A 24,952-nucleotide genomic window follows, 5' to 3' on the forward strand; every position below is an offset into this window, starting at 1 on the left:
ACGGATCCTCCTCCCAGGTTCACGAGCCGACGGCCGCGTTCACGATCTCGCGCACGATGCCGAGCAGCCGGTCGTAGTGCTCCGGGATCGGCCGCAGGCCGGCGCAGTGCACCACGAGCCCGCCGGAGCGGAGCTCGAGGTGACCCTGGAAGCCGCGGCGGGCGAGGAGCTTGCGCAGCCGCGGGTGGAACGCGGCGGCGGCCTCGCGCGGGGAGGCGGCGAACGTCGTCACGTGGGCGTCCCAGAGCGCGTCGTCGAGGACGACCCGGGGCGGCGGGGCGCTCTCGATGAAGGCGACGCGGGTCAGGAAATGCTCGCCGACGCGCATGGACGCGCGGCGCTGGAGCGCCGGGTGCGCCGCGAAGCCGAGCAGCGATCGCTCGAGCGGCTCGGCGTCGCCGTCCGCGTACCACGGCTCGGCGATGACCGCGTGCCCGGGGTTCGCCGTCCACGTGCACGAGGAGAGATAGGCGGAGGGGGGCGCGATCGTGTCGTACGGCTCCCAGCGACGGAACCAGGCCTCGTCGGGGCGCGCGGTGAAGGCGAGGCCCCGCCGGGCAGCCCACGCTGCGATGAGCTCGGAGCCGAGCGAAGGCGGCATGGCCTGCTAGGTTAATCCCCGCGACGGCGCCTCGGAAGCCTCCGCCGCCACGCCGCGGCGAGCGCGCCGGCGCCCAGCGCCATCCAGGACGCCGCGCCCGCGGCGCCGCCGCTCCCGGGCAGGTCGCAGGAGCACCGGCCGTAGAGGCCCACCGTGGTCGTGGTCGTTCCGTGGCCGCTGCCCTCGTCGTCCACGGGGCGTCCGGAGCCCCCCTGGCCTGCGGTCACGGGCGCGCCTCCAGCGTTGCCGCCCGGTCGGCCGCTGCCTGCGCTGCCGCCGCTGCCTGCGCTGCCGCCGCTGCCTGCGCTGCCGCCGCTGCCTGTGCTGCCGCCGCTGCCTGCGCTGCCGCTGCTGCTGCTGTCGCCGCCACCTGTGCTGCCGCTGTCGCCGCCACCCGTACTGCCGCCGCCGGCGCCGCCCGCGCCGCCGTCGCCCGTCGGGCCGCCGTCGTCGGCGCAGCGCGTGACGTGGAGGGGGCGCGTGCGCGTGCAGTCCGTCGGCGAAGCGCAGCGCGGATCGGAGAGCGCGGCCGGCGCGCCGCCGGCGCCGATCTCGCCGAGGGCCGGGTAGGCGACCTCGATCTTCTCCCAGCGCCCGCCGGTGTGCTCCATCCGGCCGAACACCCGCTCCTGGTACGGGGCGGCGCCGCCGATCGCCGGATCGTAGACGCCGCGCCCCGCGTCGTAGTTGGGGTTGTTCGGGTTGTTGACGTACGACAGCCCGTTGTACGCCCACACGGCGCTGTACCAGTGCTCGACGATCGCCGGCTGCCGGTCGCCGACGCAGCGCGTGGCCTTCCACTTCATCGCGAGGATGTGCGTGCCCGTGGCCGCGTTGTACGTCGGGTCCGCGGCCACGCGGCGCGGATCGAAAGCCGGGCTGTCGCCGCCGCGCATGCCGCTCGTGATCTGCGAGGCGCCGTAGCCGCAGTCGAACGAGATGATCGTCCGCGAGCTCGCCCCCGCCTGGTCCATCGGCCGGTCCGGCGCGCAGAACTGCTGCCACCCCGACTCCTGCATGGCGATCGCCTTCAGCAGCTCGCACGGGAACGTCGCGTCGACCTGCCGCGGCGCCTCGGGCTTCTCGCAGCCCTGACCGAGACCGATGGTCTCCGGGCCGGCGTCCCCCCAGGCCGCCGGGCCCCGCGAGACGAGATCGAAGATGGCGTTCCACTCCGCGACCGACGGGTTGATCCCGGGCACGGCCTCGACCGCGCAGCCGCGATCGTTGTAGGCGCTCGACGCGGTGAAGCAGGGGCAGTACGCCGCGCGGGCGGCCGGCGCCGCCAGCGCGGCCGCGGAGATCGCCGCCAGGACCAGGGGAAGGCTGCGCCTCACGGCTCCTCCTTGGCGGTGGTGAAGCCGGCGACGGCGATGCGCGCGCCGGACGGCGCGGGGATCGCGAACGCCTCGCCGCTCTCCGCGTGGATCGCGAAGGGGACGGCGAACGCGGAGGGGTTCGTGTGCAGCGCGGCGACCCACGCCCCGTCCGGCGAGACGGCCTGGATGGCGTCGACGCCGGCGCCGAGCGGGCCGCGGACCTGCGCGCGGGCGCCGACCACGCGCAGCCCGGCGGCGCGATCGGGCGTGTACGCGAGCCCGCCGCCCGGCCAGGCGTGCGGGGCGAGGCCGCCGTTCGCGCTCACCTCGAGCCGGGCGCGCTTGCCGCGGGCGATATCGAGGCGATCGATGACCCAGAGGCCGGGATCGGCCTCGTGCCGCTCCTGGAACACGAGCGCGCCCGTGGTCGCGTCGATCGAGAAATCGCGCGCGAACGGCGGGATCGACGGGGCGATCACCCGCGTCGCGCCGGAGTCGGGGTTCACGAGGACGAGGTCGGCCGACCCCGGGGAGACGCGGTAGACGACGAGCTCGCCGTTCCACTCGCCGGCGAGGAAGGCGAGGTAGCCCGTGTGCCGGTGCGCGGTGCGCGTCGCGCCGGTGGCGAGATCGACCTCGTCGATCGTGAGCGCGTCGACCCTGAGCCGCGCGAGGTCGCCGTCCATCGGCGGCTCCGGGCCGGCGACGCCGCGCGAGACGAAGACGCGCCCGTCGGCGGTCACGAGCGGGCGGCTCGCGTGCACCACGCCGTCGCAGAGCGCGACCGGCTCGGCGTGCGGCTCGACGCGGAAGAGGGCCGCGTTGAACGAGCGATCGCGCGACGGGCGCGTGTCGGCGGTCGCGACGACGATCGGCGTCCGCGGCACGACGCGGGCACGGACGACCGCGTCGCCGAGGTGCTGGAGGGTGGCGAGCGCGGGGCCGGCCTGGGCGCCCCCGACGGCGGAGATGTGGAGCGTGGTCCGGGTCGCCCCCGGCGAGGTCGCGAGGATCGCGACCCGGGCGGCCGCGGCCGCCGCCGCGGGCGCCGCGGCGGCCGCGGGCACGAGGAGGTGGCCGATCCGCGCGAGCGCGGGCGCGGGGGTGTCGCCGCGGGCGAGCACCGCGGCGCCCGCGACCGACAGCGCGGCGAGCAGCGCGCCCGGAAGCGCGATTCTGTTCAGAGAGGTCCGTGTGAGGAGCAAGTGGGCGTAGGAGCTGAGACGCACGATGGAAGAGTAGACGATGTGCCCGCGAGCGCTCGCTCGCGGGCGGTACGGCGTTCCCCGCGGGGGTGCACCCCCGCGGGCCAGGGCAGCGGGTCGCGCCGCGCGCGTCACGCCGGCGCCCGCTCGGAGGCCGGCGGCGCGCCGGGGAGCTTGCTCAGAAGCGGCCCGACACGCCGACCCCGGCTGCGCCTGGGCCGGCGACCGGGGTCAGCCGGATCCCGGCGGAGGGCGCAGGCGCGCTGGAGACCGGCCGGGGCTGGTTGAACCCGAGCTCCCAGATGAGGCCTCCCGCGACGCCGGCGGCGCCCAGCCCGAGGAGCACGCCGCCGACGGTCGCCTGCGTGCGGCCCTGGTTGCCCTGATCCGCCACGTCCGGCTCGCAGTTGACGCGCATCGGACAGCTGTCCTCGGCGGCGCCGATGTCCGCGAAGCCGCTCGAGGTCAAGATGCCGCCGACCAGCAGCGTGACCACGCCGGCGCCGGTCGCGACCCAGGGCGCATACCCGTAAGGGGGCTGCGGCGGCGGGGGCGGCTCCGCGGAGAGGCTCGGGGTCGCCGACGCGGTGGGGAGCGTCGGCGGCGGCACGGGCGCGGACGCCGACTCGCTGGCGGTCGGGGTCGGCGCCGGCCGGATGGAGTTCTTGAGGTTCTGGATCTTGTCCTGGATCGTCTGCGCGTCGGTCGCGTCGGGCATGCGGGCCAGGTACGTCTCCAGCGCGGTGACCGCCTCGGCGCGGTCGCCCTTCTTCTCGTACGCGTTGGCGATGTTGATGAGCACCGCGTGCGCCGCGCAGTCGAGCCGGTAAGCGTCCTTCCAGTACTGGATGGCGCGGTCGTAGTCGGCCCGCTCGTAGAACTGCGTGGCGGCCTTGTGCGCGCCCTTGGCGCCTTCCAGATCAGCGGGTGTCGCGGTGCGGTTGCACTCGGGGTACTCGATGGCCGGATCTCCTGCTACGGCCAACCCCGCGGCGAGGAACATCCCCGCGCCGAGACCGACCAGCCAAGTCCGAAGCACACGCATCCGAGCCGCCCTCCACGAGAAGTGGGCGCAGCATACTGATCCGTTTCGCCGGCAGCGAGAAAAAGGCATCACGGCGGACCTCGGGGCAATGCGCTCGGCCCGTCGACCGCGGGACGGCCGGCCGAGCGAGCCGGCGGGCAGGAGCCGAGCGCCCGCCGGCGCGACCACGCCGTGCGCGGGCCTGGTCGAGGTCGACGACCCCGGAGCGCCAGGGATCGGTCACGGCGCTTGCCCGGTTGCCGGTTCTGCTAGTCTCGCCCGGTGATGCTCCCCGAAAAGAAGCAGATCCTCGTCGTCGATGACGAGGCGAACCTCCGGCGGGTCCTCAGCGCCCAGCTCGGCCGGGATGGCTACGAGGTCCACACCGCCGAAGACGGCGAGGAGGGGCTCGCGTTCCTCAAGGAGCACCACATCGACCTGGTCATCACCGATCTCCGGATGCCCAAGGTCGACGGCATGGACCTGCTCCGGGCCGCGCTCCGCGACGACCCCTCGCGCCCAGTCGTGCTCCTCACGGCGCACGGGACCGTCGACAACGCCGTCGAGGCGCTCAAGACGGGCGCGTTCGACTACATCACGAAGCCGTTCGATCAGAACGAGGTGCGCGTCGTCGTGAAGAAGGCCCTCCGCACCCGCGATCTCGCGAGCGCGGACGCCACGCGCGACGTCTCCGCGGCGCCGCCCCGGGGCGGCTCGGACCGCTTCGGCATCATCGGCGAGAGCCCGCCCATCCAGGAGCTCTACGCGATCCTCGAGCGGGTCGCCGACACGCCGACCACGGTGCTCATCAGCGGCGAGAGCGGCACCGGGAAGGAGCTCGTCGCGCGCGCGCTGCACGAGAACTCCAGCCGGCGCGACCGGCCGTTCATCAAGGTCAACTGCGCCGCCATCCCGAAGGATCTCATGGAGTCGGAGCTCTTCGGCTACGAGCGCGGCGCCTTCACGGGCGCGGTCGCCTCCAAGCCGGGGCGCTTCGAGCTCGCCTCCGGCGGGACGCTCTTCCTCGACGAGATCGGCGAGATCCCGACCGAGATGCAGGTGAAGCTCCTGCGCGTCCTGCAGGAGAGCGAGTTCGAGCGGGTCGGGGGCATCAAGACCATCCACGTCGACGTCCGGCTCGTCGCCGCCACGAACCGCGATCTCAAGCGGGAGATCGCGGCGGGCACGTTCCGGGAAGACCTCTTCTACCGGCTCAACGTCGTCCCGATCGCGCTCCCCGCGCTGCGCGATCGGAGGAGCGACATCCCCCACCTCTGCGCCCACTTCGTCGCGAAGTTCAACGCGCGCCTCAAGAAGAGCATCGAGGGCACCGAGCCCGAGGCGCTCGAGCGCCTGTCGTCGCACGCGTGGCCGGGGAACATCCGCGAGCTCGAGAACGTCGTCGAGCGCGCGCTGCTCTTCGCCGACGGCGCGCGCATCCGCCTCGACGATCTGCCGGAGGAGATCCGCAGCGGCGCCGCGTCGGCGCCCGGCGCGTCGATGCCGCCCGCGGCCGCGGACACCGCCCTCGCGCCGTCGACGCCCGACGGCCTGAAGGAGCAGGTCAAGGCGGCGATGAGCAAGCTGGAGCGCGACCTCATCGAGCGCGCCCTCAAGCAGACGCACGGCAATGTCACCCACGCCGCGCGGCTCCTCAAGATCTCTCGCAAGGGGCTCCAGCTCAAGATGAAGGAGCTGAACCTCCGCGAGCGCGACCCCGAGTGAGCCCGTGGGCCCCGGCGAGCAGCGCTCCGTCCGCGCGCTGAGGGGGAAGGCCCTCGCGGCCGCCGCGTCGCTCGCCGCCCTCCTCTCGGCCACCGCCGGCTGCGAGCGCGGCGGCGCCGCGCCGGGCACGGACGGCGACCTCGACGCCGCGCCGCCCTGGGACGTGGCCCAGGCCGAGCCGGAGCCGCGCCCCGGCATGGCGTGGATCCCGAAGGGCGTGCTCATCGCGGGCACGCCGCCGGATCGCCTGCCGCGCATCGCCGACGAGGAGATGGCGGGCGCGCAGGTCGTGATGCACGGCTTCTACATCGACGTCTTCTCGTACCCCAACGAGGTCGGCGCGATCCCGACGACGAACGTCACGCAGGACGAGGCGCGCGCGCTCTGCGAGGCGCAGGGCAAGCGCCTCTGCACGGAGCTCGAGATCGAGCGGGCCTGCAAGGGGCCGGCGAACACCACGTACGAGTACGGCGACACGTACAAGGCCGCGGTGTGCGCGACCGGGCAGAGCCGGGTGCTGACGCCGAACGGCGTGAACGCCGGGTGCACGAGCGCGTTCGGGGTGCACGATCTCCACGGCGGCGTGTGGACCTGGACCTCGAGCCAGTGGCAGCGCGACCCCAGCAAGCCGGGGCTCGTGACGCTGCGCGGGGGCAACGGGCCCTCGGGCGATCTCGTGGGGCGCTGCGCCCACGGGCGAGGCGTCAAGCCGGACACGCGCCGCCCCGAGGTCGGCGTGCGCTGCTGCGCCGGGGAGGTGAACAGCTTCGAGGTGGTGCTCGATGTGAAGCGCGATCGCCCGCTCCGGCTGGAGCCGCTCGTCGACCCGCGCGCGGCGGCGCAGCTCGCCGAGCTCGCGCCGGAGGAGGCGCGCGCCGCGGCCCAGGCCGGATCGCCCGAGGCCACGTTCAAGGTCGAGCGCATGTGGACCTGGCACCCCCGGGGCAACGAGGAGCTCGTGCTCGGCGGTGGCTGCGCGCGCCCGGGCGGCGCGAAGGAGGAGGCGCGCGGCCGCGGCAAGCGCGCGAAACGGGCGCGGCCGGGCGACAAGGCGACGTGCGGGCTCCTCGTCGCGCGGATGCGCCTGAGCACGCCCGCGCTGCTCGCGTTCGTCTCGACGGACCTCTGGGAGCCCACGCTCGGGGAGACCGACTCCCCGCGCGAGCTCCTGCTCTACGGCGGCGACGCGCTGGGCGTCTTCCGCCGCCGGATCACCTACGAGTGGGGGAAGATCGGCGTCGCCGACAAGGAGCGCAAGCGCAGGCACAAGGGCCGTCGCGGGCTCTCGTTCGACTAGGCGACGGCCTGGGCAGGGTGCGCGTGTCCACGCGGCGCGCGGGCGCTTCGTCCCAGCGGGGGTGGCGCTTTCGCGCGGCGGCGATCACATTCCAGCGGCGCGCCGGCCCGTGGCACATTGGCCTTGCGCCCGCGCGCCTGGAAGGGCAGCGCTAGCAGCGCGCCGCTCCGCCCGCGCGCCCGCCTGCACGCTCTCTCGGCACGCCCCTTCGATGACCCGCCCGCACGACCCCGAACCGCGCGACGCGCCGAGCAGGCGTCCGGACGATCCCGGGCGGCGGCGCGCGGCCGCGCGGAAGGCGCTGCGCGCCGCGGTCGCGCTGGCGTGCGCGCGGCTGCGCGGCGCGCGCGGCGGGCAGGTCGGCCTCGCCATGGCGGCGCTGATCTCGCTCGGGTACGGCGCCACCGCGCTCGTGCTCCGGCTGGACGACAGGACGGCGTCGCTCGAGGGGCTGCTCGGGTCCGCGGCGCGCTGGCTCGCGTGGGGCGCCGCCGGCCCCATCGCCCTCGCCGCGGCGCACGACCGGCCCGCGTCCGACCGCCGCGACGGCGTCGAGGCGCTCGCCGCGGCGCGGGGGATCTCGCGGGCCTCGCTGCACGGCGCGCGCAGCCTCGCCGCGATGCTGGAGATCGCGCGCGTCGTCGCGCTCCCGCTGGCCGCGCTCTCGGCGCTCGCGGCGCTCCTCTCCGGCTCGGTGCTGCTCGCGCTCCAGCACCTCGCCTTCGGCGCCGCGCTCGCCCTGTTCGGCGCCGTCTCCGGCGTGACGCTCGGCGGGCTCGCCGCGGCGAGCGGCCGCGTCGCCGGCGCGCGCGGGCGCGCCCTGTTCCTCTCGCTGACCCTCGTCCCCTGGGCCCTCGCCGACCTCGCCGGCGACGCGCGCTGGTCGATCCCGGGCGCGCTCGGCGCGTTCCTCTCCTTCGCGGCCCGCTCGGCCGGGGGCCCCGCCGGATGACCCCGGGCGCGCCCATCGCGGCGCTCGAGGGCGTGCGCGCGCGCGACAGCGCCGGCGAGGCGGGGCGCCCCCGCGGGAGCCTCTTCGGCGCGGCGGCGGCGCTCGGCCCGGGCGTGCACGCCGTCCTCGGCGCGCCGGAGGACGGGACGCTGGCGCTCGCCGAGGTGCTCGCGGGGCGCGCCGCGCCCCTCGCCGGCCGCGTCCTCGTGGGGGGGCGCGATCCGCACCGGAGCGCGGCGACGCGGGCGCGGATCGGCGTCCTCTCCATCGCCCCGGAGCTGCCCGACGGCGCGTCGGTGGCGTCGTCCATGTCGGTGGCGCTCCGCGCCCGCGGCGCGCCCGCGACCGGCGCCGCCGCGCTGCTCGACGCGCTCGGCGTCGCGCCGCTCCTCGCCCGACGCCGGGCCTCGCTCGGCTTCGCCGAGGCCCGGGCCATCGAGCTGGCGCTCGCCCTGGGGGTGCCGCAGCCGCTCCTGCTCTGCCTCGTCGAGCCGTTCGCCGACGTCGCCGTGCCGTCGCCCGCGCCGGTCCGGGAGCGCCTGCGCGCGCTCGCGGCGGGCGGCGCCTGCGTCGTGCTCATCACGTCCTCGGCGGTGGACGCGCGCGCCCTCGCCGATCGCATCCACGTGCTCGATCGCGGCGTCATCGCCCGGACCGAGCCCGGCGACGGCGAGCGCCTCGCGGTCGCCCCGAGCCCGGCCGCGCCCGGCGCCGCGGGGCCCGAGCTCGAGCTCCACGTGCTCGTCCACGAGCGCGCGCCCGGCGCGCCCGGCGCTCGCGCGCTCGCCGCCGCGCTCGCGCGCTCCCCCGCGGTGCGCGCGGGCGCGTGGGAGCCGGGGCCGGCCGAGGCGTCCTCGACGCTGCGGATCCGGGCCGCGGACCGGGAGGCGGCGGCGCTCGCGCTCGTGGATGCGGCCGCGCGGGAGGACGTCGCGCTGATCGCGATCTCGTCCCCGGCGCCGTCGCTGCACGACGTGCGGGCCGCGACCGCGCTGCACCTCGCCGCCGTTCGCCCGCGCCGGCCGTTCGGCGCGCCTGCGGGGGACGGCGCTGCGCCGCTGCCCGGCGCGCCGCCCGAGGGCCCCGTCGCCGTGGCGGCGTTCGACGCGCCGGCCGCCGACGGCTCGCCGCGCGCCGCGGAGACAGGACGCCAGCATGGTGGGTGAGAGCGCCCCGATCGACGCAGCGCAGCCGGCTCCCCCCGCGGAGGGGGGCTCCGAGCGGGGGACGCCCGCGCGGGTGGGCGTCCGGCTCGGCATGGAGATGGCCCTGAGCCGCCTCCGCGCGCGGCGCCCGCTGCTGGCGCTCGGCCTCGGCGTGGCGCTCGCGGTGGCGGCGGCGGTCATCGAGGTCGCGTTCGGGTCGTCCGGCGCCGTCGACCGGGCGCTGCTCGCCACGTTCCGCCTGGTCACACCGCTCACGATCTTCGCCCTCGCCGCCGACGCCGCCGATCGGACCGCGCTGCGCGACGCGGCCTGGCCGGCGGCCCGCTTCGGCGCCTCCTCCCACCATGTCGCGCTCGGCATCGCACTGACCACGGCCCTCGCCGCCGCCGTGGTGGGCGCGTTGCTCGCCGTCGTCGTCGTCGCGACCGCCCGGGGGCCCGGCGCTGCGCCGTTCGTCCATGACATGCTCATCAGTGGGTGGATCGGCGCGCTCACCGGCGCCGCCTACGCCGGCTGGTTCTCGCTCGGCGCGACCTTCCACCGGCGCGGCCTCGGCCGCTTCGCGCCGCTCGCGGCCGATTTCCTCTTCGGAGGCTCGGCCGGGGTGGTCGGCGCGCTGATGCCGCGGGGCAACGCCGTGAACCTCCTCGGCGGTCCCGCGCCGCTCGGGCTCGGCCAGGCGGCGAGCGCCGGCTGGCTCGCGCTGAGCGCCGTTCTCCTCGCGCTCGCCGCGGCGGCGCGCTGCAGGGAGTAGCGTCGCGCGCCGCGGCGGCGGGGGCGCGCGTTACGGCTTCCGCCGCCGGTCCGGCTGCCGCGGCCGGCCGCTCGACCTCCGTTCCGAGGCGCGGAGCCGCCGGCCACGCGAGGGGGATGGCTTCATCCGCCCGTTCTCACGTACTCTTCGAGGAATGACTCACGACGACGACGAGGCCACCAAGGCGGTCAACACGCCTCGCTCGGTCCTGCTCGTCGGCTCGGCGGAGGCGCTCGCGGCGCGCTGCAGGGGGATGTGCCTGCGGGCCCGCGTCATGCTCATCGTCGAGAGCGACCTCGCGACGCTGACGAACACGGCCGTGGAGCGGAAGCCGCTCGCGCTGCTGTTCCCCGACGACATCTACGCCTTCGACAGCGCGGAGTTCGACGCGCTGGCGCGCGACATCCAGGCCGCGGTGGTGACCCTGGAGCCCGGCGTCACGGACGAGGTCATCGAGGCGCGGCTCTCGGAGGCGCTGCTCCGCGCCGAGCTCCTCCGCCAGCCCGAGCCGTCCTCGAGCCGGTACGTGCTGGTCCCCGACGGACCGCGCCGCTCCAAGCGCCGCTGAGCGCGGCGTCCTCCTTCCTGAAAGCGTGACAAGGATCCCCGTCCCGTGAACGAGCTGCACCTCGAGCCTGCCGCGTCCCGTCTGACGATCCGCACCCGCGCCGCCGGGATGCTCGCGCGGCTCGCGCACGACCTCGAGATCGCCGCGCCGGCGCTGCGCGGCCGGGCGCGGCTCGACGGCGACGCGTGGACGGCCGAGCTCGAGATCCGCGTCGCCGATCTCCGCGTCGCGGGGGTCCTGCGCGGCGACCGGCTCGACCCGGATGCGCTCTCGGCCGGGGATCGCCGCGACATCGAGCGCCGCATCCAGGGCGAGGTGCTCGGGGGCACCGAGGTCGTGGAGGTCCGCGCCTCGGGGACCGCGCGCGATCGCGCCGACGTGCGCGTGCAGGTCGCCTCGGGGAGCGCCGCGCTGGCGGCGCGCCTGTCCTCGCGCGATCTCGGCGAGGGGCGCATCGGGGTGACGGGGGGCTGTCAGGTCTCGCTGGCCGCGCTCGGCGTGCGCGAGGTCAAGGGGCCGCTCGGCGCCTTCAAGGTGCGGGACGAGCTCGAGGTCCTCTTCGACCTCACTCTGCGGCCGGCGGGCTAGGGGGCTCGGCCGGGAGCTCCGGGGCGGCCTCGCCGCGCGAGCACGCCCCGTGGACCTGGTAGGGCTTGCCGGCGAGGCGCTTCACGAGCGAGGCCCCGCGCCAGGCGACGTAGGCCTTGTTGAACTCGAGCACCTGATCGGCGGCGAAGTAGGGGTTCTTCGTCTTGCCCAGCGTGACGAGCGTGAGCACCTGCTCCGCCACGCTCACCGGGCAGCCCTCGAGCCGGATGACGCTCTCGTTCCGGGCCTTCGCGAGCTTCGTCGTCACCTTCACCATCTTCGCCAGCACGTCGTCGTGCTTCGCGGTGTAGGGGTCGCGCGCGCTCCGCTCGCGGTACAGGCTGTCGATGCTGATCAGCTGATCGCCGATCTTGCCCTTGTACGTCGCGCAGTCGCCGATGAAGACCACCTTCTCGCCGGGCTTGGCGTCGATGGGGCCCTCGTAGGCGCCGAACACCACGTGCATCCGCGGCATCTTCGCGTCGCACTCCTTGTCGTACTCGCGCAGGATCTCGATCGCCTCCTCGATGGCGCCTGGACAGCCGCCCCAGCAGTAGTCGGTGTGCTCGGGCTCGGGCGGCGCGCCCGCGTAGGCGGTGATGTTGGTGCCCTCGAAGTACTTCTCGACGCGGACGAGGCCCACCTTGAACCCCTTGGCCTTCTGCCTCGCCTCCTCGAGCGTCACGTCGCCGGTGATCTCGATCTCGCCGAGGTCCATCGGGCCGAAGCCGCGCTCCGAGGCCAGGCGGATGTGGTCGACGCTCCTCGGATCGACGCCGATGATCTGGCAGCACACCGAATCGAAGGCGACCTGGTTGTTCCCCATGAGGATGAGGCCGAGGTCGAACGGCGTCGGCGTGAGCATCCGGCCCTCGCCGGCGGTGATGGCGTCGATCGCGATGAACTGCGGCTGCACGATGTACTGGAGGTCGGCGACCTTCTCGTTCAGCCGGTGGTCGTGATCGATGAGCCGGTGCCGGTCGTCCTGGATCCCGATGTAGTTCTTCATCGAGAAGGTGACGGTGGTCCAGGGGTGCGACTTGAACTTGGGGCAGTTCACGAAGAAGTCGGCCTTCGCGACGGGCTCCGGCGTGAACAGGTAGTCACGCAGCCGGCCCTCGTGCGTGAGCCGGATCTCGACCTGCTGCTCTTCCTCGAAGTGGTAGTGCTTGACCCCGGTCCGCCGGAACATCGGGTAATAGCCGGCGCCCTCGTACGTCATGCGGGTCGGGAGCGTGATGCCGCACCGCTCGCCGACGGCGAGCTCGGTCACGCGCCCGTCGTCGCGATCCCTGAGCGCGCCGATCACCCCCTCGATGAACTCGGGCCGCGTATAGGCGTGCGGGAAGTGCGCGCCGGACGCGACGACGTTCGGCTTGATGAGCGTCCGGCCGCGCGGGCGCAGCGAGAGCTCCTCGAGACCGCTGCGCACGATGCTGCGGATCTTCTCCACATCATACGTCGAGCAGCGCCGCAAAATGACACGAGGGCGCGACGCGATTTTCATGGATCACCAGCGTAAGTGTCGCCGTGAGTCACCGCAACACCTGCTGCCGGACGGGCCGCAGCGGGTCCCGATCGGCCCGGACGCTCGCCGTGGTGCAGCGCGGCCAGCTCCGCCGCGCGGCGCGGATCAGCCCGGACGCTCGCGCGGCTCGTCGGCGACCAGCCGCGCGAGCTCGGCGCGGACCTCACGCGTCGCGTCGATGAGCCGGCCTTCGAGCTCGTAGATGCGGTCGGCCGGCGCCGGCTCGCCGGGCTCGTGGGGGGCGCGCAGGCGGCACCGGGCCACCTTCAGCCGGATCGCCGTCCCCGTCGACCGGAGCGCGCCCTCGACGCGCGCGCCGGGGGCCGACGACGCGGTCGAGCGGAGCCGCACGCGGTCGCCGTCGATCTCGACGAGCTCCGCCTCGCCGCCCCTCGACCAGGTGAGGTGCCAGGTCATTCCGGCCTCCGGGGGTTCGGGCGAGCCTCGCCGCGCGCCGCGCGGGGCGCGTGGCTGCGCCCGCGGTCGCCGCCGCGGGCCCGCTCGATCGCCGCGCGGGCCTCGCGGGCGGCGTCCTTCTCCTTCAGGCTCTCGCGCTTGTCGACGGTCTTCTTCCCCTTCGCGAGGGCGATCTCGGCCTTCACGCGGCCGTTCTTGAAGTAGAGGCGGGTCGCGATCACGGTCATGCCCTCGCGCTCCACGCCCTTGCGGATCGCCTCGATCTCGCTCTCGTGGAGCAGCAGCTTGCGCGGGCGCTTCGCCTCGTGCCCGAAGGCGGCCCCGGGCATCACCGGGATGTTGACGCCCTTCAGGAACACCTCGCCGTGCTCGATGGCGCACCAGCTGTCCGTCAGCTCGGCGGCGCCCTCGCGGAGCATCTTCACCTCGCTGCCGAGCAGCACCAACCCCGCCTCGAACCGATCGTCGAGGGTGTAGTCGAACGTCGCGCGCTTGTTGCGCACGATGAGCTTCTCCCCCTCTCGTTCCTTCTCTTTGCCAGCGCGGCTCACGCGGCCGCATAGCGCGCGCGCCGCCGTCTGTCCACCGCCTCTCCGCGCACGGCGCCGTCGACGGCGGTCTCTTGGCGGCTCGCGCCGGCGCGCCGGGGCGGCGCGGCCCCTGTGGGGGGCCGTGCGCGCCCGCGGCGCCGCGCCGTGCCGTCGCTCCTGTGCCGCGCGGCCGCGGTGCGGTCGCTTGACGCCGAGCGCCGCTGCTCGTCCAATGGGATGCATCGAGCGCGACGTGCTGTCGGACCGGAGGACGGAGTGAATCGCGGACGGGGCTTTTCCGCCTGGCTCGGAGCGCTGGTGGCGCTCTCTGCGGTGGCCCCCGCGTGCAGCTGCAGCTGCGCCGCCGATTCGATGGTCGACGCGCCGTACGCCGCGAGCGGCGCCGGGGTCGGGGGCGACGGCGGTCAGGGCGCGAGCGCGGGCAGCGGCGGGGAGGGCGGCGTCGGCGGCGGTGGCCACGGCGGCGAAGGGCAGGGCGGGAGCGCGCCCGCCGAGACGGGCGTGGAGGCGACCGAGACGGTGACCGCCGGCGAGGTCGCGAGGAGCTCCCGCTACCGGATGGTGTTCACGCTCGGCCAGCCGACGCAGAACCAGGGGACGTCGGCCTCGCCCAAGGTGCGGATGCAGGGTGGGCTCCTCGGAGCCAACGGGAGCTTGCCATGACGAGGATGTGGCGATGAGGACATCGAGGATCGCGCGGCGCATGACGGCCGCCGCCCTGGCGGCGGGCGCTCTCGCGGGCGCAGGGACCGCGGCCGCGGCGGTGCCGGCGACCATCACCCATCAGGGCCGGCTCTTCGACGATCGCGACGCGCCGATCAACGAGACGATCGATGTCGTCTTCGCCCTGTACGACGCGCGCGACGCGTCGACGCCCATCTGGAGCGAGGTCCACGCGATCACGTTCGAGGACGGCTTCTTCTCGGTGCGCCTCGGCTCGATCACGCCGTTCCAGGGCGCGATCTTCGACGGCGCCGAGCGGTACCTCGGCATCACGGTCGGCGACGACGTCGAGCTGAAGCCGCGCGCGACGGTCGCGAGCGTGCCCTACGCGCTCCTCGCCGGGAACGTGAACGGCGACATCACGCCGACCTCGGTCACGGTGAACACCGCGAACGGCAGCACGGTGGTGATCGACGCGAGCGGGGTCTCCGTGAACGGCGGCCAGGTGATCAACGAGGACGGCGAGTGGGTCGGCTCGCCGGCAGGGCTCGAAGGCCCGGAAGGGCCGCCGGGCCCCACCGGGCCGACCGGCGCGACGGGCCCGGAAGGGCCGACGGGGCCGGCGGGGCCGACGGGCGCAACGGGGCCGGAAGGCCCCACGGGGCCGCAAGGGCCGGCCGGCCCCAGAGGCCCCGAAGGCCCGGTCGGGCCTGCGGGAGCGGTGGGCCCGATCGGGCCGGAGGGCCCGGTCGGCCCCATGGGCCCGCAGGGGCCGATTGGCCCGATCGGTCCGGTGGGCCCCCAAGGTCCGATAGGTCCGATAGGTCCGATAGGTCCGATCGGCCCGGAGGGGCCGATCGGTCCGACGGGCCCCCAAGGGCCGATGGGCCCGGCCGGTCCCGAGGGCCCCATCGGGCCTGAGGGGCCCCGCGGCTTCACGGGCCCCGTCGGGCCGACCGGGCCCCAGGGGGTCGTGCTCTCGCTGATGGTCAGCGGCGCGGGCGACCACGTCACGCTCCCGGTGGGAGCGGGCGTCGACTTCTTCGGCCCGACGGGCTCGGTGGAGGTCTCGTCGGCGAGCCAGTCGATCTACGCGACGGCGCATCGGTACCTGGGATCGGGCACCCAGCCAGCGAACAGCCTCAGCCTGTTCATGTGCTACCAGCGGGTTCGCTCCGAGCCGTCCGGCCCGGTGTTCGAGGCGCCGAAGGCGGTCGGTCTCGGGATGACCGGAGGCCGGGTCCCCGCAGGCACGCGCGTGCCCTTCGGGGTCAACGCCGTCATCACCGGCCTCAGCCCGGGCACGTACAACATCGGGATGTGCGGCCAAACGTTGAGCCCGAACTGGACCAGCAACGACTACGGCTACCTCTCGCTCATCCTCGTCAACGGCGGTTAGCCGCTGGGTCCGCCCGCGGCTAGTTGCTGAGTCCAGCGCGGCCAGCCGCTGAGTCCGTCGGTCGCGACGGACGCACGGGCAGACGGGGGCAGCTCGGAGCACGCGCGCTCCCTCCGCGCGCCTCGACACGAACGCGAGAATCCCGCGCCGAAGGGCGCAATGCCCCGAGGCGCGTGCTCTGCGCGCCGTCACGTACGATCGTCCGCGACGATGGGCGGAAAGGGGGCTAAACACTCGCGGTTTCACGCGGGCCTGTCCACCCGGGACGCCACCCCCGCGGGGCCCACCCATCCGCGCCTCTATGCAATCCATCTGTCTCCGCGGCGCCCGCACGCACAACCTCCAGGGCATCGACCTCGACTTCCGGCCCGGCGAGCTCGTGGCCATCGCCGGCGTGTCCGGCGCCGGCAAGTCCTCGCTCGCGCTCGACACGCTCTACTCCGAGGGGCAGCGCCGGTTCGTCGAGAGCTTCAGCCCGTACGCTCGCCAGTTCCTCGAGCGGCTCGAGCGGCCGCCGATCGACGCGCTCGAGCCCGTGGCGGCCGGCGTCGCCGTCGACCGCCGCGCGCCGGTCAAGAGCTCGCGGTCGACCGTCGCCACGATGGCCGATCTCGAGCCGTACTTCTGCGCGCTCTTCGCGCGCGAGGCGGTGCCCGTCTGCCCGTCCTGCGAGGCGCCGGCCGCGCGGACCGACCCGGTGCGGGCGGCCGAGCTCGCCGCGAGCGAGCACGAGGGCGCGACCGCGCTCGTCACGTACCCGATCGCCGTCGCGGGGACCGAGCGGTTCCTCGACGTGCGCGAGTCGCTGCTCGCCGCCGGCTACCGGCGCCTGCTCGTCCGCGGCGAGGCGCGCGATCTCGACGGCGTGGCGCCCTCCGAGGCGATGAGCGGCACCGACAAGGTCGAGGTCATCGTCGATCGCGTCCGAGTCGCCCCGCGGGAGCGCCGGCGCCTCGGCGCCGCCATCGAGGAGGCGTGGAAGGGCGGCGGAGGCGACGCGTCGCTCCACCTGCAGCGCAAGGCCGAGGAGCCGGGCGGCAACGGGGCGGGGTCGACGCGGCTCCGGCTCGTGCGCGGGCTCGCCTGCCCCTCGTGCGCGCGCGCCTTCGATCCGCCGCGCCCGGGGCTCTTCTCGTACCAGTCGCCGACCGGCGCGTGCCCCTCGTGCCGCGGCTTCGGCCGCACCCTCGGCATCGACTACGACAAGGTGATCCCGGACCCGTCGAAATCGATCGCGGGCGGCGCGATCCGCCCCTGGAACGGCCGCTCCACCACGTGGGAGCGGAAGGTGCTCCGCGCCTTCTGCGAGCGGAACGGGATCCGCACCGACCGGCCGTGGCGCGACCTCTCCGAGGCGCAGCGCGCGCTCGTGCTCGAGGGCGAGGGCACGTGGAGCCAGGGCAAGTACCCCGGCGTGAAGGCCTGGTTCCGCTGGCTCGAGACGCGCACCTACAAGATGCACGTCCGCGTGCTGCTCGCGCGCTACCGCACCTACGACGTGTGCGGCGCGTGCCACGGCAAGCGGCTCTCGCCCGAGTCGCTCCTCTACCGCGTCGGCGGCCTCGATCTCGCCGCGTGGCACGAGCTCGAGCTCCGCGAGGCGCGCGCGCGGCTCGAGGCCGAGCGCCCCCAGACGGGCCAGGGGGAGATGGCGCGCCGCGAGCTCATCGCGCGGCTCGGCTACCTCGAGCGCGTCGGGCTCGGCTACCTCTCGCTCTCCCGCCAGGCGCGCACGCTCTCGGGCGGCGAGGCGCAGCGCGTCGCGCTCACCGCGGCGCTCGGCACGTCGCTGACGGGCGCGCTCTTCGTGCTCGACGAGCCGACCGTCGGGCTGCATCCGACGGACATCCCGCCGCTCATCGCGGCCATGCGCGAGCTCGCCGACCGCGGCAACGCCGTGCTCGTCATCGAGCACGAGCCGCTCGTCATCCGGGCGAGCGATCGCGTCGTCGAGCTCGGCCCCGGCGCGGGCAAGCAGGGCGGGCGCGTCACCTTCGACGGGCCCCCCGAGGGGCTCGCCGCGCAGAGGCCGCTGCCCGCGGCGCCCGCGGAGCGAAGGTCGCCGAGCGGCAAGATCACGATCCACGGCGCGCGCGAGAACAACCTGCGCGACGTCTCCGTCGACGTCCCGCTCGGCGTCGTGGTGGCGATCACGGGGCCGAGCGGGTCGGGCAAGAGCACGCTGGTGAACGACGTGCTCTACCGGCACATCGCGAGGGCCCGCGGCTACAAGGACATCGATGCGCCGGGCCTGTACCGGCGCATCGAGGGCACGGCCGACATCCGCACCGTCACGCTCGTCGATCAGGCGCCGCTCGGGCGCACCTCGCGGGGCAACCCCGCGACCTACACCGGCGCGTGGAACCGCGTCCGCGCGCTCTTCGCCGAGCAGCCCGAGGCGGCGGCGCGGGATCTCGGGCCCGGCCACTTCTCGTTCAACGTCGCGCTCGGGCGCTGCGAGGCGTGCGCCGGCGAGGGGAGCGAGACGATCGAGATGCAGTTCTTGGCCGACGTGTCGCTGACCTGCCCGACCTGCAAGGGCAAGCGCTTCCGCGACGAGGTGCTCGAGGTGAAGCTCGACGGCCGCTCGGTCGCCGACGTGCTCGATCTCTCGATCGAGGAGGCGTTCGCGGCCTTCGAGCGGGAGCCCGCGATCCGGCGGGCGCTCGCGCCGCTCAAGCAGCTCGGCCTCGGCTACCTCACGCTCGGCCAGCCGCTCTCGACGCTCTCCGGCGGCGAGGCGCAGCGGCTCAAGATCGCGCGCGCGCTGGGCGAGCCGTGCGCGGGCGCGCTCTTCCTCCTCGACGAGCCGAGCGCCGGCTTGCACCCGGAGGAGGTGAAGCACCTCAACGCTTCGCTCTCGGTGCTCGTGGCCGAGGGCGCCTCCGTGATCGTGGTCGACCACGACCTCGACGTCGTCGCGGCGGCCGACTGGGTCATCGATCTCGGGCCGGGCGCGGGCAGCGAGGGCGGGAGCGTGGTCGCGGAGGGGACGCCCGAGGCGGTGGCCAGGACGGCGACGCGGACCGGCGGCGCGCTGGCCGAGTGGTTCGCGCTGCGGGGCGACGGCGCGTCGCCGAGGCCGCGGCGCGGCGCCAAGGCCGCGGCGCCCGCCGCCGCCCCGAAATCCGGCAAGCGCAACGGCAACGGCGCGGCGCGCGCGTCGCTCGACCGGCGGCGCATCGAGGTGGAGGGCGCCCGCGAGCACAACCTCGCCGAGGTCTCGACGGTGATCCCGCACGGCGAGCTCGTCGTCGTGACCGGCCCGAGCGGCTCCGGCAAGAGCACGCTGGCGTTCGACGTGGTCTTCGCCGAGGGCCAGCGGCGCTTCCTCGAGACCTTGACCCCCTACGCGCGCCAGTTCCTCCCGACGCTGCCGCGGCCGGACGTCGATCGCGTCACCGGCGTACCCCCGTCGATCGCGCTCGAGCAGCGCACCACGCGCTCCGGCGCCAACTCCACCGTCGCGACCGTGACCGAGATCGCGCACTACCTGCGGCTGCTCTACGCCAAGGTCGGCGAGGCGCGCTGCCCGGACTGCGACGTGCCGATCGAGGCGCGCTCGCCGGACGAGGTCTATCGTTCGCTGCTCGCGACGCGCGGCGCGCGGACGCTGCTCGCCCCCGCGGTCGTGGCGCGCAAGGGGACGTACCTCGACGTCTTCACCGCGGCCGCCCGCGCCGGCATCACCCGCGCGCTCGCCGACGGCGAGCCGTGCGCGACCGACAGCCCTCCCCGCCTCGACAAGCGCCGGGAGCACTCGATCGACCTCGTGATCTACGAGGGGCGCATGGACGCCCTCGATCGCGCGCTCTTCGATCGCGCCCTCGCGTTCGGGCGGGGCGCGGTGAAGCTCGCCGGCGGCCGCGGCGGCGAGCAGCTGCTCTCCACCACGCGCACCTGCCCGCGCTGCGGCGTCGGCGTCCCGGAGCTCGATCCCCGCTGGTTCTCGTTCAACACGAAGCAGGGCCGCTGCGAGGCGTGCGAGGGGACCGGCGCCTCGGACTTCGACGACGACGCGCTCGCGACGCCCGATCCGTGCGAGGCGTGCGGCGGCTCGCGCCTCGCGCCGATCCCCCGGGCCGTCCGGCTCGCCGGCGAGCGTTACCACCAGGCGTCGGGCCGGTCGGTGGCGGCGGCCGCCGCCTGGGCGAGGGGCCTGCGCTTCACGGGCGATCGCGCGCTGATCGCCGAGGCGCCGCACAAGGAGCTCTGCCGCCGGCTCGACTTCGTCTGCGAGGTGGGCCTCGGCTACCTCACGCTCGATCGGCGCGCGTCGACCCTCTCGGGCGGCGAGATGCAGCGCCTGCGGCTCGCGGCGCAGCTCGGCAGCGGCCTCACCGGGGCGCTGTACGTGCTCGACGAGCCGACGATCGGCCTCCACCCGCGCGACACCGATCGGCTGCTCTCCAACCTGCGTCGGCTCGCCGCCATGGGGAGCACCGTGCTCATGGTGGAGCACGACGCCGACACGATCCGCGCCGCGGACCACCTGATCGACCTCGGCCCGTCGGGCGGCCGCAAGGGCGGCAGGATCGTCGCGGCGGGGCCGTCGCGCGAGGTGCTCGCGAACCCCGACTCGCCGACCGCGCGCGCGCTCGCCGGCGAGGACGCCCTGCTCAGCGCGCGCCCGGCGCGCCCGCCGTCGCGCGAGCACATCGAGCTCCTCGGCGCCCGCGCGCACAACCTCCAGGGCGACGCGCTCCGGATCCCCGCGGGCCGGATGACGGTGGTCGCCGGCGTGTCCGGCTCCGGGAAGAGCACGCTGATCCAGAAGGTGCTCTACCCCGCCGCGCGCCGCGCGCTGAAGCTCGAGGCGCCCGAGCCGGGCCCGCACAAGGCGCTGCGGCTGCCGAAGAGCATCCTGCGGGCGGTGGCCGTCGACCAGTCGCCCATCGGCCGGACGCCGCGCTCGATCCCGGCGACGTTCCTGGGCGTCTGGGACGAGGTCCGCAAGCTCTACGCCGCCTGTCCCGACGCGCAGGTGCGCGGCTACGGCCCCGCGCGGTTCTCGTTCAACACGGCCTCGGGCGGGCGGTGCCCCGCGTGCGAGGGGCAGGGCGTCATCGCGCACGAGATGTCGTTCCTGCCCGACGTGACCACGCCGTGCGAGGCGTGCGGCGGCGCGCGCTTCGAGCCGGCGACGCTCGACGTGCGCTACCTCGGCCTGTCCGTCGGCGATGTCCTCGATCTCACCGCCGAGGAGGCGGTCGAGGTCTTCGCGGCGCACCCGCGGATCCGCGCGCCGCTCTCGACCATGTGCGATCTCGGCGTGGGCTACCTCCACATCGGCCAGGGCTCGCACACGCTCTCGGGCGGCGAGGCCCAGCGGCTCAAGCTCGCGGCGGAGCTGACGGCCGGCGCGCGGCCCAAGCCGACGCTCTACGTCCTCGACGAGCCCACGACCGGCCTGCACCTCGCGGACGTGACGCGCCTCGTCCGCGTGCTCGACCGCCTGGTCGAGCGCGGCGACACGCTGGTGATCATCGAGCACCATCCGGCGGTCATCGCTTGCGCGGATCACGTGGTCGAGCTGGGCCCGGAGGGCGGCGCCGGCGGGGGGCGCATCGTCGCCGAGGGCACCCCGCGCGAGCTGGCGCGTCAGCCGACGGCGACGGGCGAGGTGCTGAAGAGGATCTTCGCGAAGGCGACGTGAGCGGGCGCGCCGGCTCGCCCCGGCGCGCCGCCTCGCGGGTCGCGGCTCAGCCGCCCGAGCGCTTCGCGTACTGGTACGCGGTGTAGGCCGAGATCAGGTGGCAGACCCAGCCGAGCCACCCGCCCGTGCCGATCCACAGGCCGGGGGTGACGATCAGCCAGAAGATGCAGCGCAGAAACGCGCCGTTGTAGAGCTGCCCAACGCCCGGAATGAGGAAGGACAGAACTGCGGCGATCCCGGATTTGCTCATGAGGTCGGAAGCTGATCACCCTGACCGCCTTGTCAAGCGGACTCGGGCGAGAGCTTCGGATTGCGCCCGCGGCGGCGCGGCGGGCCGCGGAAATCCGCTCAATTCCTGCCGGGCAGGATGATCTTCTTCCGGCCCGTCGAGGATGCGGACGGGGTGGTCGTCGGGGTCGTCGCGCTGGGCGTCGTCGGGACCGTCGGCTGAGCGGTCGTCGACGGGATCGTCGGCGTGGTGGTCGGGTTCGCCGGCTTGGGCTGCGCTTTCGGCGGCGGTTTCGGGGCCGCCGCGGGGACGGGGACCGGCTCCGGCGGGGGCGGCTCGGGCGTCGTGGTCGCGGCCGGGGGCGGCGGCGGCGTTGGATCGCCGGCGACCGACGCCGGCGCCGGGGGCGCGTCGATCGGCGGCAGCGCCGTCGCGTCGTCGGACGAGCTTCCGCTGCGCATCACGAAGAGGGTGGTCGTGATCCCCCCGATGACCACGAAGGCGGCGAGCCCGATCAGCGCGAGCGTCGGGCCGGAGCTCTTCGGGCGAGGCCGCGCGGGGATCGGCGCCGCGTACGGCCCGCCGCTGCCCGGCAGCGCCGGAGCGCCGCCGTGAAACCCCGGCGCGCCGGCGGCCCCGCTCGGAGCCCCGAACGGCGAGCCGCCGTACGGGCTCGCGGGAGGCGGGGGCGGCTGCCCGTAGGCGCCCCCTGGTCCGGGAGGGCCGCCGTAAGTCGCGGTTGCGCCGGGGCCGTACGGGCCGGGCGCGCCGGCCGGCGGCGCGCCGTACGCGCCTGCCGGCGATCCGTAAGGGGCCGGCGCGCCGGGCGGAGGCGCGCTGTTGCCTCCGCCCTCGACGATCGTCCGCGGGACGGCTCCGCCCGCGGACCCTGGATCGTGCGGCGCGGTGCCTGGCGGCACGGGGAAGGCGCCCTGAGGCGAGTTGAGCCCTGCGAGCGGAGGCTCGCCGGGCACGGTCTTGCCAGGGCCGTACATGCCGCTCGGGGGCGCAGGCCATCCGGGCGGCGGACCGCTATTCTGATTGCTCATCGAGATCGCATCCTACCGCCTGCGCCGGGCGAGTCAGTTGTTCGGTACGATGATCACGCGCCGTGGCGGCTTGCTGGACGGCGTGGTGGGCGGCGTCGTCGGCGCCGGGGTCGTCGTGTTCGGGGTGGGCTGGGGGTTGGCCGGCGGCTGCGCGCCGGTCGGCGCGGGGAACGGGAACGGGAACGTCGACGGGATGACGATCGGCGGCAGGTTGGGGAGGATCGACGTCCCGCTCGGGCGTGTCGTCGGCGCCGGCTGCGTCCCCGTCGCGCTCGGCGTCGCCGGCGGCTTCGAGGTCGAGGTCGACGTCGGCCGGGGCTGGGGCTTGGCGACCACCGGCGGCGGCTCGACCGGGGGCGGCGTCACGGCGGGGGGCGCCGTCGTCGCGGGGGTGGTCGGCTCCGACGGCACCGTCGCGGTCGGCTGGAACGTCGGCATGGCCGGCGCCACGTCGGCCTGCTCGCTCCGACCGAGCTCGCTGGCGATGTAGACGCCGCCCACGACGGCCCCGGTGATCCCCGTGGCGAGCAGCAGGATGGTGAACAGCGAGGTCCCGCGCCGCGCGGGCTGCTTCGCCCCGTGCGCCGAGGAGGCGTGCGAGGCCCTGGGCAGCGGATCCATCGGCGCCGTCCCAGGGACGTACCCCTGCGCGCCGCCCCCGTAGGCGCCGCCGTAGCCGGGCGCCGGAGCTCCGTTGAACGCGCCGGCCGAGCTCCGGTCCATGAAGGGCACGTTGCCGACCGCGGTGCCTCCTGGGCGAGGCGCCACATCGAACGGCCCGGGCTCGTAGCTCGTCGCCGGCACCCCGGGCACCCCTTGCGGGGGCATGTAGGGCGCGGCGCTCACGGTCGCCGGCTGGCCGACCGGGGGATAGCCGCCCTGAGCGAAGTACGGGCCCGAGGAGGGCTCTGGCCTGGGCGTGAACCCTGGCGCTCCCGGCGTCGACGCCGAGGGACCCCGCGCGTCCGAGGCGAAGCCGCCCAGGGGCGTCGCGGGCCCGAGCGCGCCCGGGGGGCCGCTCGCCGCGTGCTGCGCGCCGCCGTTCTCGGGCGGGATCGTCTTGGGGACGGAGCTCGTGCGACCGTCGCCCATCGCGTTGGCTGCCGGCGCCGCCGCGGAGGCCGCGTGCATCGCGGGCGCGGCGAGGGCTGCCGGCAGGGCGGGCCCGGACGACCGCGCCACGCTGACCTCGGAGGGCGAGGGGGTGAGCGCCGAGGGGGCGCGGGCGGCGTGGGCGAACGGCTCGAGGGCGCCGCGGAGCTCGGCGGTGGTCGCGAACCGGTCGGCCGGCGAGGCCGCCATCGCGCGGTGGACGGCGGCGCAGAGGCCCGGCGCGAGCTCCGGCGCCAGATCCGAGAGCCGCGAGATCTGGCCCGACAGGTAGGCGCCCGCGATCTGCTGGGGCTCGTCGCCGCCGACCGGCCGGCGGCCGGCCAGCATCTCGAAGATGATGACGCCCAGCGAGAAGATGTCCGCGCGCGCGTCGACGGAGTCCGCCGAGTAGGCCTGCTCGGGCGCCATGTACTCGGGGGTGCCCATGATCACGCCCGGTCGCGTGAGCCCGCGATCGAGCTCCCCCGTGACCTTCAGCTTGGCGATGCCGAAGTCGAGCAGCTTGATGAGGGGCTCTCCCTTGGCCGTCCTCGTGATGATGACGTTGTCCGGCTTGAGGTCCCGGTGGACCACGCCCGCGCGATGGGCGGCCTCGACGCCCTCGAGCATCTGCATCGCGTACTCGAGGGCGTCGGCGTAGGCGAGCCGGATGCCGGCCCGGTAGAGCTCCTCGTACAGCGTCTGGAGCGTCTTCCCCTCCAGGTACTCCATCACGATGAACGCCAGGCCGCCGGCGGTCTGGTCGACGTCGACGACGCGGACCACGTGCGCGCTCTGGATCTGCGCGGAGACGCGCGCCTCTTGCAGGAAGCGCTGCACCAGGCCGGAGCGGCGAGACAGCTCGGGGTGGAGAAACTTGAGGGCGACCGTCGTCCCCAGCACCTCGTGGCGGGCTTCGTAGACGCTCCCCATGCCGCCGTCGCCGATGAGGCGCACGAGTCGGTACTTGTTGTGGATGACCTGGCCTGCCTGCGGACGCATCGATCTCCGTTGAGGGCGCTGGAGTTGCTCGGAGAGTCTCACAGGCTGGTAGACGAACGTCAGCCCCATTTGTGCGACACAGCGTCGCGAAGGTCGCGATCCGCACCGCTTTTCGGCCCCGCGGACCCCCTCCGCGCCGCCGGGCTCCCGTCCCGGGCAGCCTCGCC

20 protein-coding genes are annotated in these 24,952 nt (G+C 75.1%); 10 read left to right on the forward strand and 10 right to left on the reverse strand.

Annotated features, from left to right (window positions below; all coding sequences use genetic code 11):
• Nucleotides 1–19: 19 nt before the first annotated feature.
• The 4 genes from WMF20_RS14735 to WMF20_RS14750 form a co-directional block, all read right to left on the reverse strand.
• On the reverse strand, nt 20–601 hold the full coding sequence (locus WMF20_RS14735; protein WP_437614152.1) for a hypothetical protein: 582 nt from the start codon (nt 599–601) through the stop codon (nt 20–22).
• Nucleotides 602–612: 11 nt separating this feature from the next.
• Nucleotides 613–1,938 (reverse strand): hypothetical protein, encoded by a 1,326-nt coding sequence (locus tag WMF20_RS14740; protein WP_437614154.1) that lies wholly within the window; start codon nt 1,936–1,938, stop codon nt 613–615.
• Nucleotides 1,935–3,149 (reverse strand): hypothetical protein, encoded by a 1,215-nt coding sequence (locus WMF20_RS14745; RefSeq protein ID WP_437614156.1) that lies wholly within the window; start codon nt 3,147–3,149, stop codon nt 1,935–1,937. The genes WMF20_RS14740 and WMF20_RS14745 overlap by 4 nt, the downstream gene beginning before the upstream one ends.
• Nucleotides 3,150–3,303: 154 nt before the next feature.
• The gene (locus WMF20_RS14750; protein WP_437614158.1) at nt 3,304–4,164 is read right to left on the reverse strand and encodes a tetratricopeptide repeat protein; all 861 of its coding nucleotides are present in this window, start codon (nt 4,162–4,164) and stop codon (nt 3,304–3,306) included.
• Nucleotides 4,165–4,434: 270 nt separating this feature from the next.
• Between WMF20_RS14750 and WMF20_RS14755 the strand changes: the two genes are divergently transcribed.
• The 7 genes from WMF20_RS14755 (at nt 4,435) to WMF20_RS14785 (ending at nt 11,199) form a co-directional block, all read left to right on the forward strand.
• The gene (locus WMF20_RS14755; RefSeq protein WP_129581378.1) at nt 4,435–5,874 is read left to right on the forward strand and encodes a sigma-54-dependent transcriptional regulator; all 1,440 of its coding nucleotides are present in this window, start codon (nt 4,435–4,437) and stop codon (nt 5,872–5,874) included.
• 4 nt (nt 5,875–5,878) lie between these two features.
• Nucleotides 5,879–7,171: a formylglycine-generating enzyme family protein gene (locus WMF20_RS14760; protein WP_129574952.1), complete on the forward strand. Its 1,293-nt coding sequence runs from the start codon at nt 5,879–5,881 to the stop codon at nt 7,169–7,171.
• Between the two features lie 211 nt (nt 7,172–7,382).
• Complete coding sequence (locus tag WMF20_RS14765) at nt 7,383–8,123, forward strand: hypothetical protein (protein ID WP_437614161.1); 741 nt, start codon at nt 7,383–7,385, stop codon at nt 8,121–8,123.
• The gene (locus WMF20_RS14770) at nt 8,120–9,289 is read left to right on the forward strand and encodes an ABC transporter ATP-binding protein (RefSeq protein WP_437614163.1); all 1,170 of its coding nucleotides are present in this window, start codon (nt 8,120–8,122) and stop codon (nt 9,287–9,289) included. The genes WMF20_RS14765 and WMF20_RS14770 overlap by 4 nt, the downstream gene beginning before the upstream one ends.
• Entirely contained in the window at nt 9,279–10,043 is a 765-nt protein-coding gene (locus tag WMF20_RS14775) for a hypothetical protein (protein WP_437614165.1), read from the forward strand. Before WMF20_RS14770 ends, WMF20_RS14775 begins: the two co-directional genes overlap by 11 nt.
• A 154-nt stretch (nt 10,044–10,197) precedes the next feature.
• On the forward strand, nt 10,198–10,611 hold the full coding sequence (locus WMF20_RS14780) for a hypothetical protein (RefSeq protein WP_129574955.1): 414 nt from the start codon (nt 10,198–10,200) through the stop codon (nt 10,609–10,611).
• 45 nt (nt 10,612–10,656) lie between these two features.
• The gene (locus WMF20_RS14785) at nt 10,657–11,199 is read left to right on the forward strand and encodes a hypothetical protein (protein WP_437614167.1); all 543 of its coding nucleotides are present in this window, start codon (nt 10,657–10,659) and stop codon (nt 11,197–11,199) included.
• Here WMF20_RS14785 and WMF20_RS14790 read toward each other — a convergent pair.
• The 3 genes from WMF20_RS14790 to smpB form a co-directional block, all read right to left on the reverse strand.
• Nucleotides 11,177–12,631, reverse strand: a complete 1,455-nt coding sequence (locus WMF20_RS14790; protein WP_237245340.1) for a DUF362 domain-containing protein — start codon at nt 12,629–12,631, stop codon at nt 11,177–11,179. The genes WMF20_RS14785 and WMF20_RS14790 overlap by 23 nt on opposite strands.
• A 201-nt stretch (nt 12,632–12,832) precedes the next feature.
• A complete protein-coding gene (locus WMF20_RS14795) occupies nt 12,833–13,144 on the reverse strand; it encodes a hypothetical protein (protein WP_129574958.1) in 312 nt (103 codons plus the stop codon).
• The gene (smpB, locus tag WMF20_RS14800; protein ID WP_129574959.1) at nt 13,141–13,695 is read right to left on the reverse strand and encodes an SsrA-binding protein SmpB; all 555 of its coding nucleotides are present in this window, start codon (nt 13,693–13,695) and stop codon (nt 13,141–13,143) included. The genes WMF20_RS14795 and smpB overlap by 4 nt, the downstream gene beginning before the upstream one ends.
• A gap of 297 nt (nt 13,696–13,992) precedes the next feature.
• On the opposite strand from smpB, the gene WMF20_RS14805 reads away from it, so the two are divergent.
• The 3 genes from WMF20_RS14805 to uvrA all read left to right on the forward strand — a co-directional run bounded on the left by WMF20_RS14805 (nt 13,993) and on the right by uvrA (nt 21,413).
• Entirely contained in the window at nt 13,993–14,358 is a 366-nt protein-coding gene (locus WMF20_RS14805) for a hypothetical protein (RefSeq protein ID WP_437614170.1), read from the forward strand.
• Nucleotides 14,359–14,371: 13 nt separating this feature from the next.
• Nucleotides 14,372–15,757: a collagen-like protein gene (locus tag WMF20_RS14810; RefSeq protein ID WP_437614172.1), complete on the forward strand. Its 1,386-nt coding sequence runs from the start codon at nt 14,372–14,374 to the stop codon at nt 15,755–15,757.
• A 301-nt stretch (nt 15,758–16,058) separates the two neighbouring features.
• Entirely contained in the window at nt 16,059–21,413 is a 5,355-nt protein-coding gene (gene uvrA / locus WMF20_RS14815) for an excinuclease ABC subunit UvrA (protein ID WP_437614174.1), read from the forward strand.
• Nucleotides 21,414–21,459: 46 nt separating this feature from the next.
• Here uvrA and WMF20_RS14820 read toward each other — a convergent pair whose 3' ends face one another.
• The 3 genes from WMF20_RS14820 to WMF20_RS14830 form a co-directional block, all read right to left on the reverse strand.
• Nucleotides 21,460–21,663, reverse strand: coding sequence for a hypothetical protein (locus WMF20_RS14820; protein ID WP_129574962.1), 204 nt, complete (start codon nt 21,661–21,663; stop codon nt 21,460–21,462).
• A 98-nt stretch (nt 21,664–21,761) separates the two neighbouring features.
• Nucleotides 21,762–22,691 carry a hypothetical protein gene (locus WMF20_RS14825; RefSeq protein ID WP_437614176.1) on the reverse strand — a complete coding sequence of 310 codons (930 nt, stop codon included), beginning with the start codon at nt 22,689–22,691 and terminating at the stop codon, nt 21,762–21,764.
• 33 nt (nt 22,692–22,724) lie between these two features.
• Nucleotides 22,725–24,785 (reverse strand): protein kinase domain-containing protein, encoded by a 2,061-nt coding sequence (locus tag WMF20_RS14830; protein WP_437614178.1) that lies wholly within the window; start codon nt 24,783–24,785, stop codon nt 22,725–22,727.
• Nucleotides 24,786–24,952 lie beyond the last annotated feature (167 nt).

This window comes from Sorangium sp. So ce834 (assembly GCF_051521425.1).
Lineage (GTDB): Bacteria > Myxococcota_A > Polyangia > Polyangiales > Polyangiaceae > Sorangium > Sorangium cellulosum_D.

Coding starts and splice junctions, on each gene's coding strand:
- WMF20_RS14755 (WP_129581378.1), top strand. CDS start 4,435: ATGCTCCCCGAAAAGAAGCAGATCCTCGTCGTCGATGACGAGGCGAAC.
- uvrA (WP_437614174.1), top strand. CDS start 16,059: ATGCAATCCATCTGTCTCCGCGGCGCCCGCACGCACAACCTCCAGGGC.
- WMF20_RS14780 (WP_129574955.1), top strand. CDS start 10,198: ATGACTCACGACGACGACGAGGCCACCAAGGCGGTCAACACGCCTCGC.
- WMF20_RS14735 (WP_437614152.1), bottom strand. CDS start 601: ATGCCGCCTTCGCTCGGCTCCGAGCTCATCGCAGCGTGGGCTGCCCGG.
- WMF20_RS14820 (WP_129574962.1), bottom strand. CDS start 21,663: ATGAGCAAATCCGGGATCGCCGCAGTTCTGTCCTTCCTCATTCCGGGC.
- WMF20_RS14795 (WP_129574958.1), bottom strand. CDS start 13,144: ATGACCTGGCACCTCACCTGGTCGAGGGGCGGCGAGGCGGAGCTCGTC.
- WMF20_RS14810 (WP_437614172.1), top strand. CDS start 14,372: ATGAGGACATCGAGGATCGCGCGGCGCATGACGGCCGCCGCCCTGGCG.
- WMF20_RS14770 (WP_437614163.1), top strand. CDS start 8,120: ATGACCCCGGGCGCGCCCATCGCGGCGCTCGAGGGCGTGCGCGCGCGC.
- WMF20_RS14825 (WP_437614176.1), bottom strand. CDS start 22,691: ATGAGCAATCAGAATAGCGGTCCGCCGCCCGGATGGCCTGCGCCCCCG.
- WMF20_RS14830 (WP_437614178.1), bottom strand. CDS start 24,785: ATGCGTCCGCAGGCAGGCCAGGTCATCCACAACAAGTACCGACTCGTG.
- WMF20_RS14765 (WP_437614161.1), top strand. CDS start 7,383: ATGACCCGCCCGCACGACCCCGAACCGCGCGACGCGCCGAGCAGGCGT.
- WMF20_RS14775 (WP_437614165.1), top strand. CDS start 9,279: ATGGTGGGTGAGAGCGCCCCGATCGACGCAGCGCAGCCGGCTCCCCCC.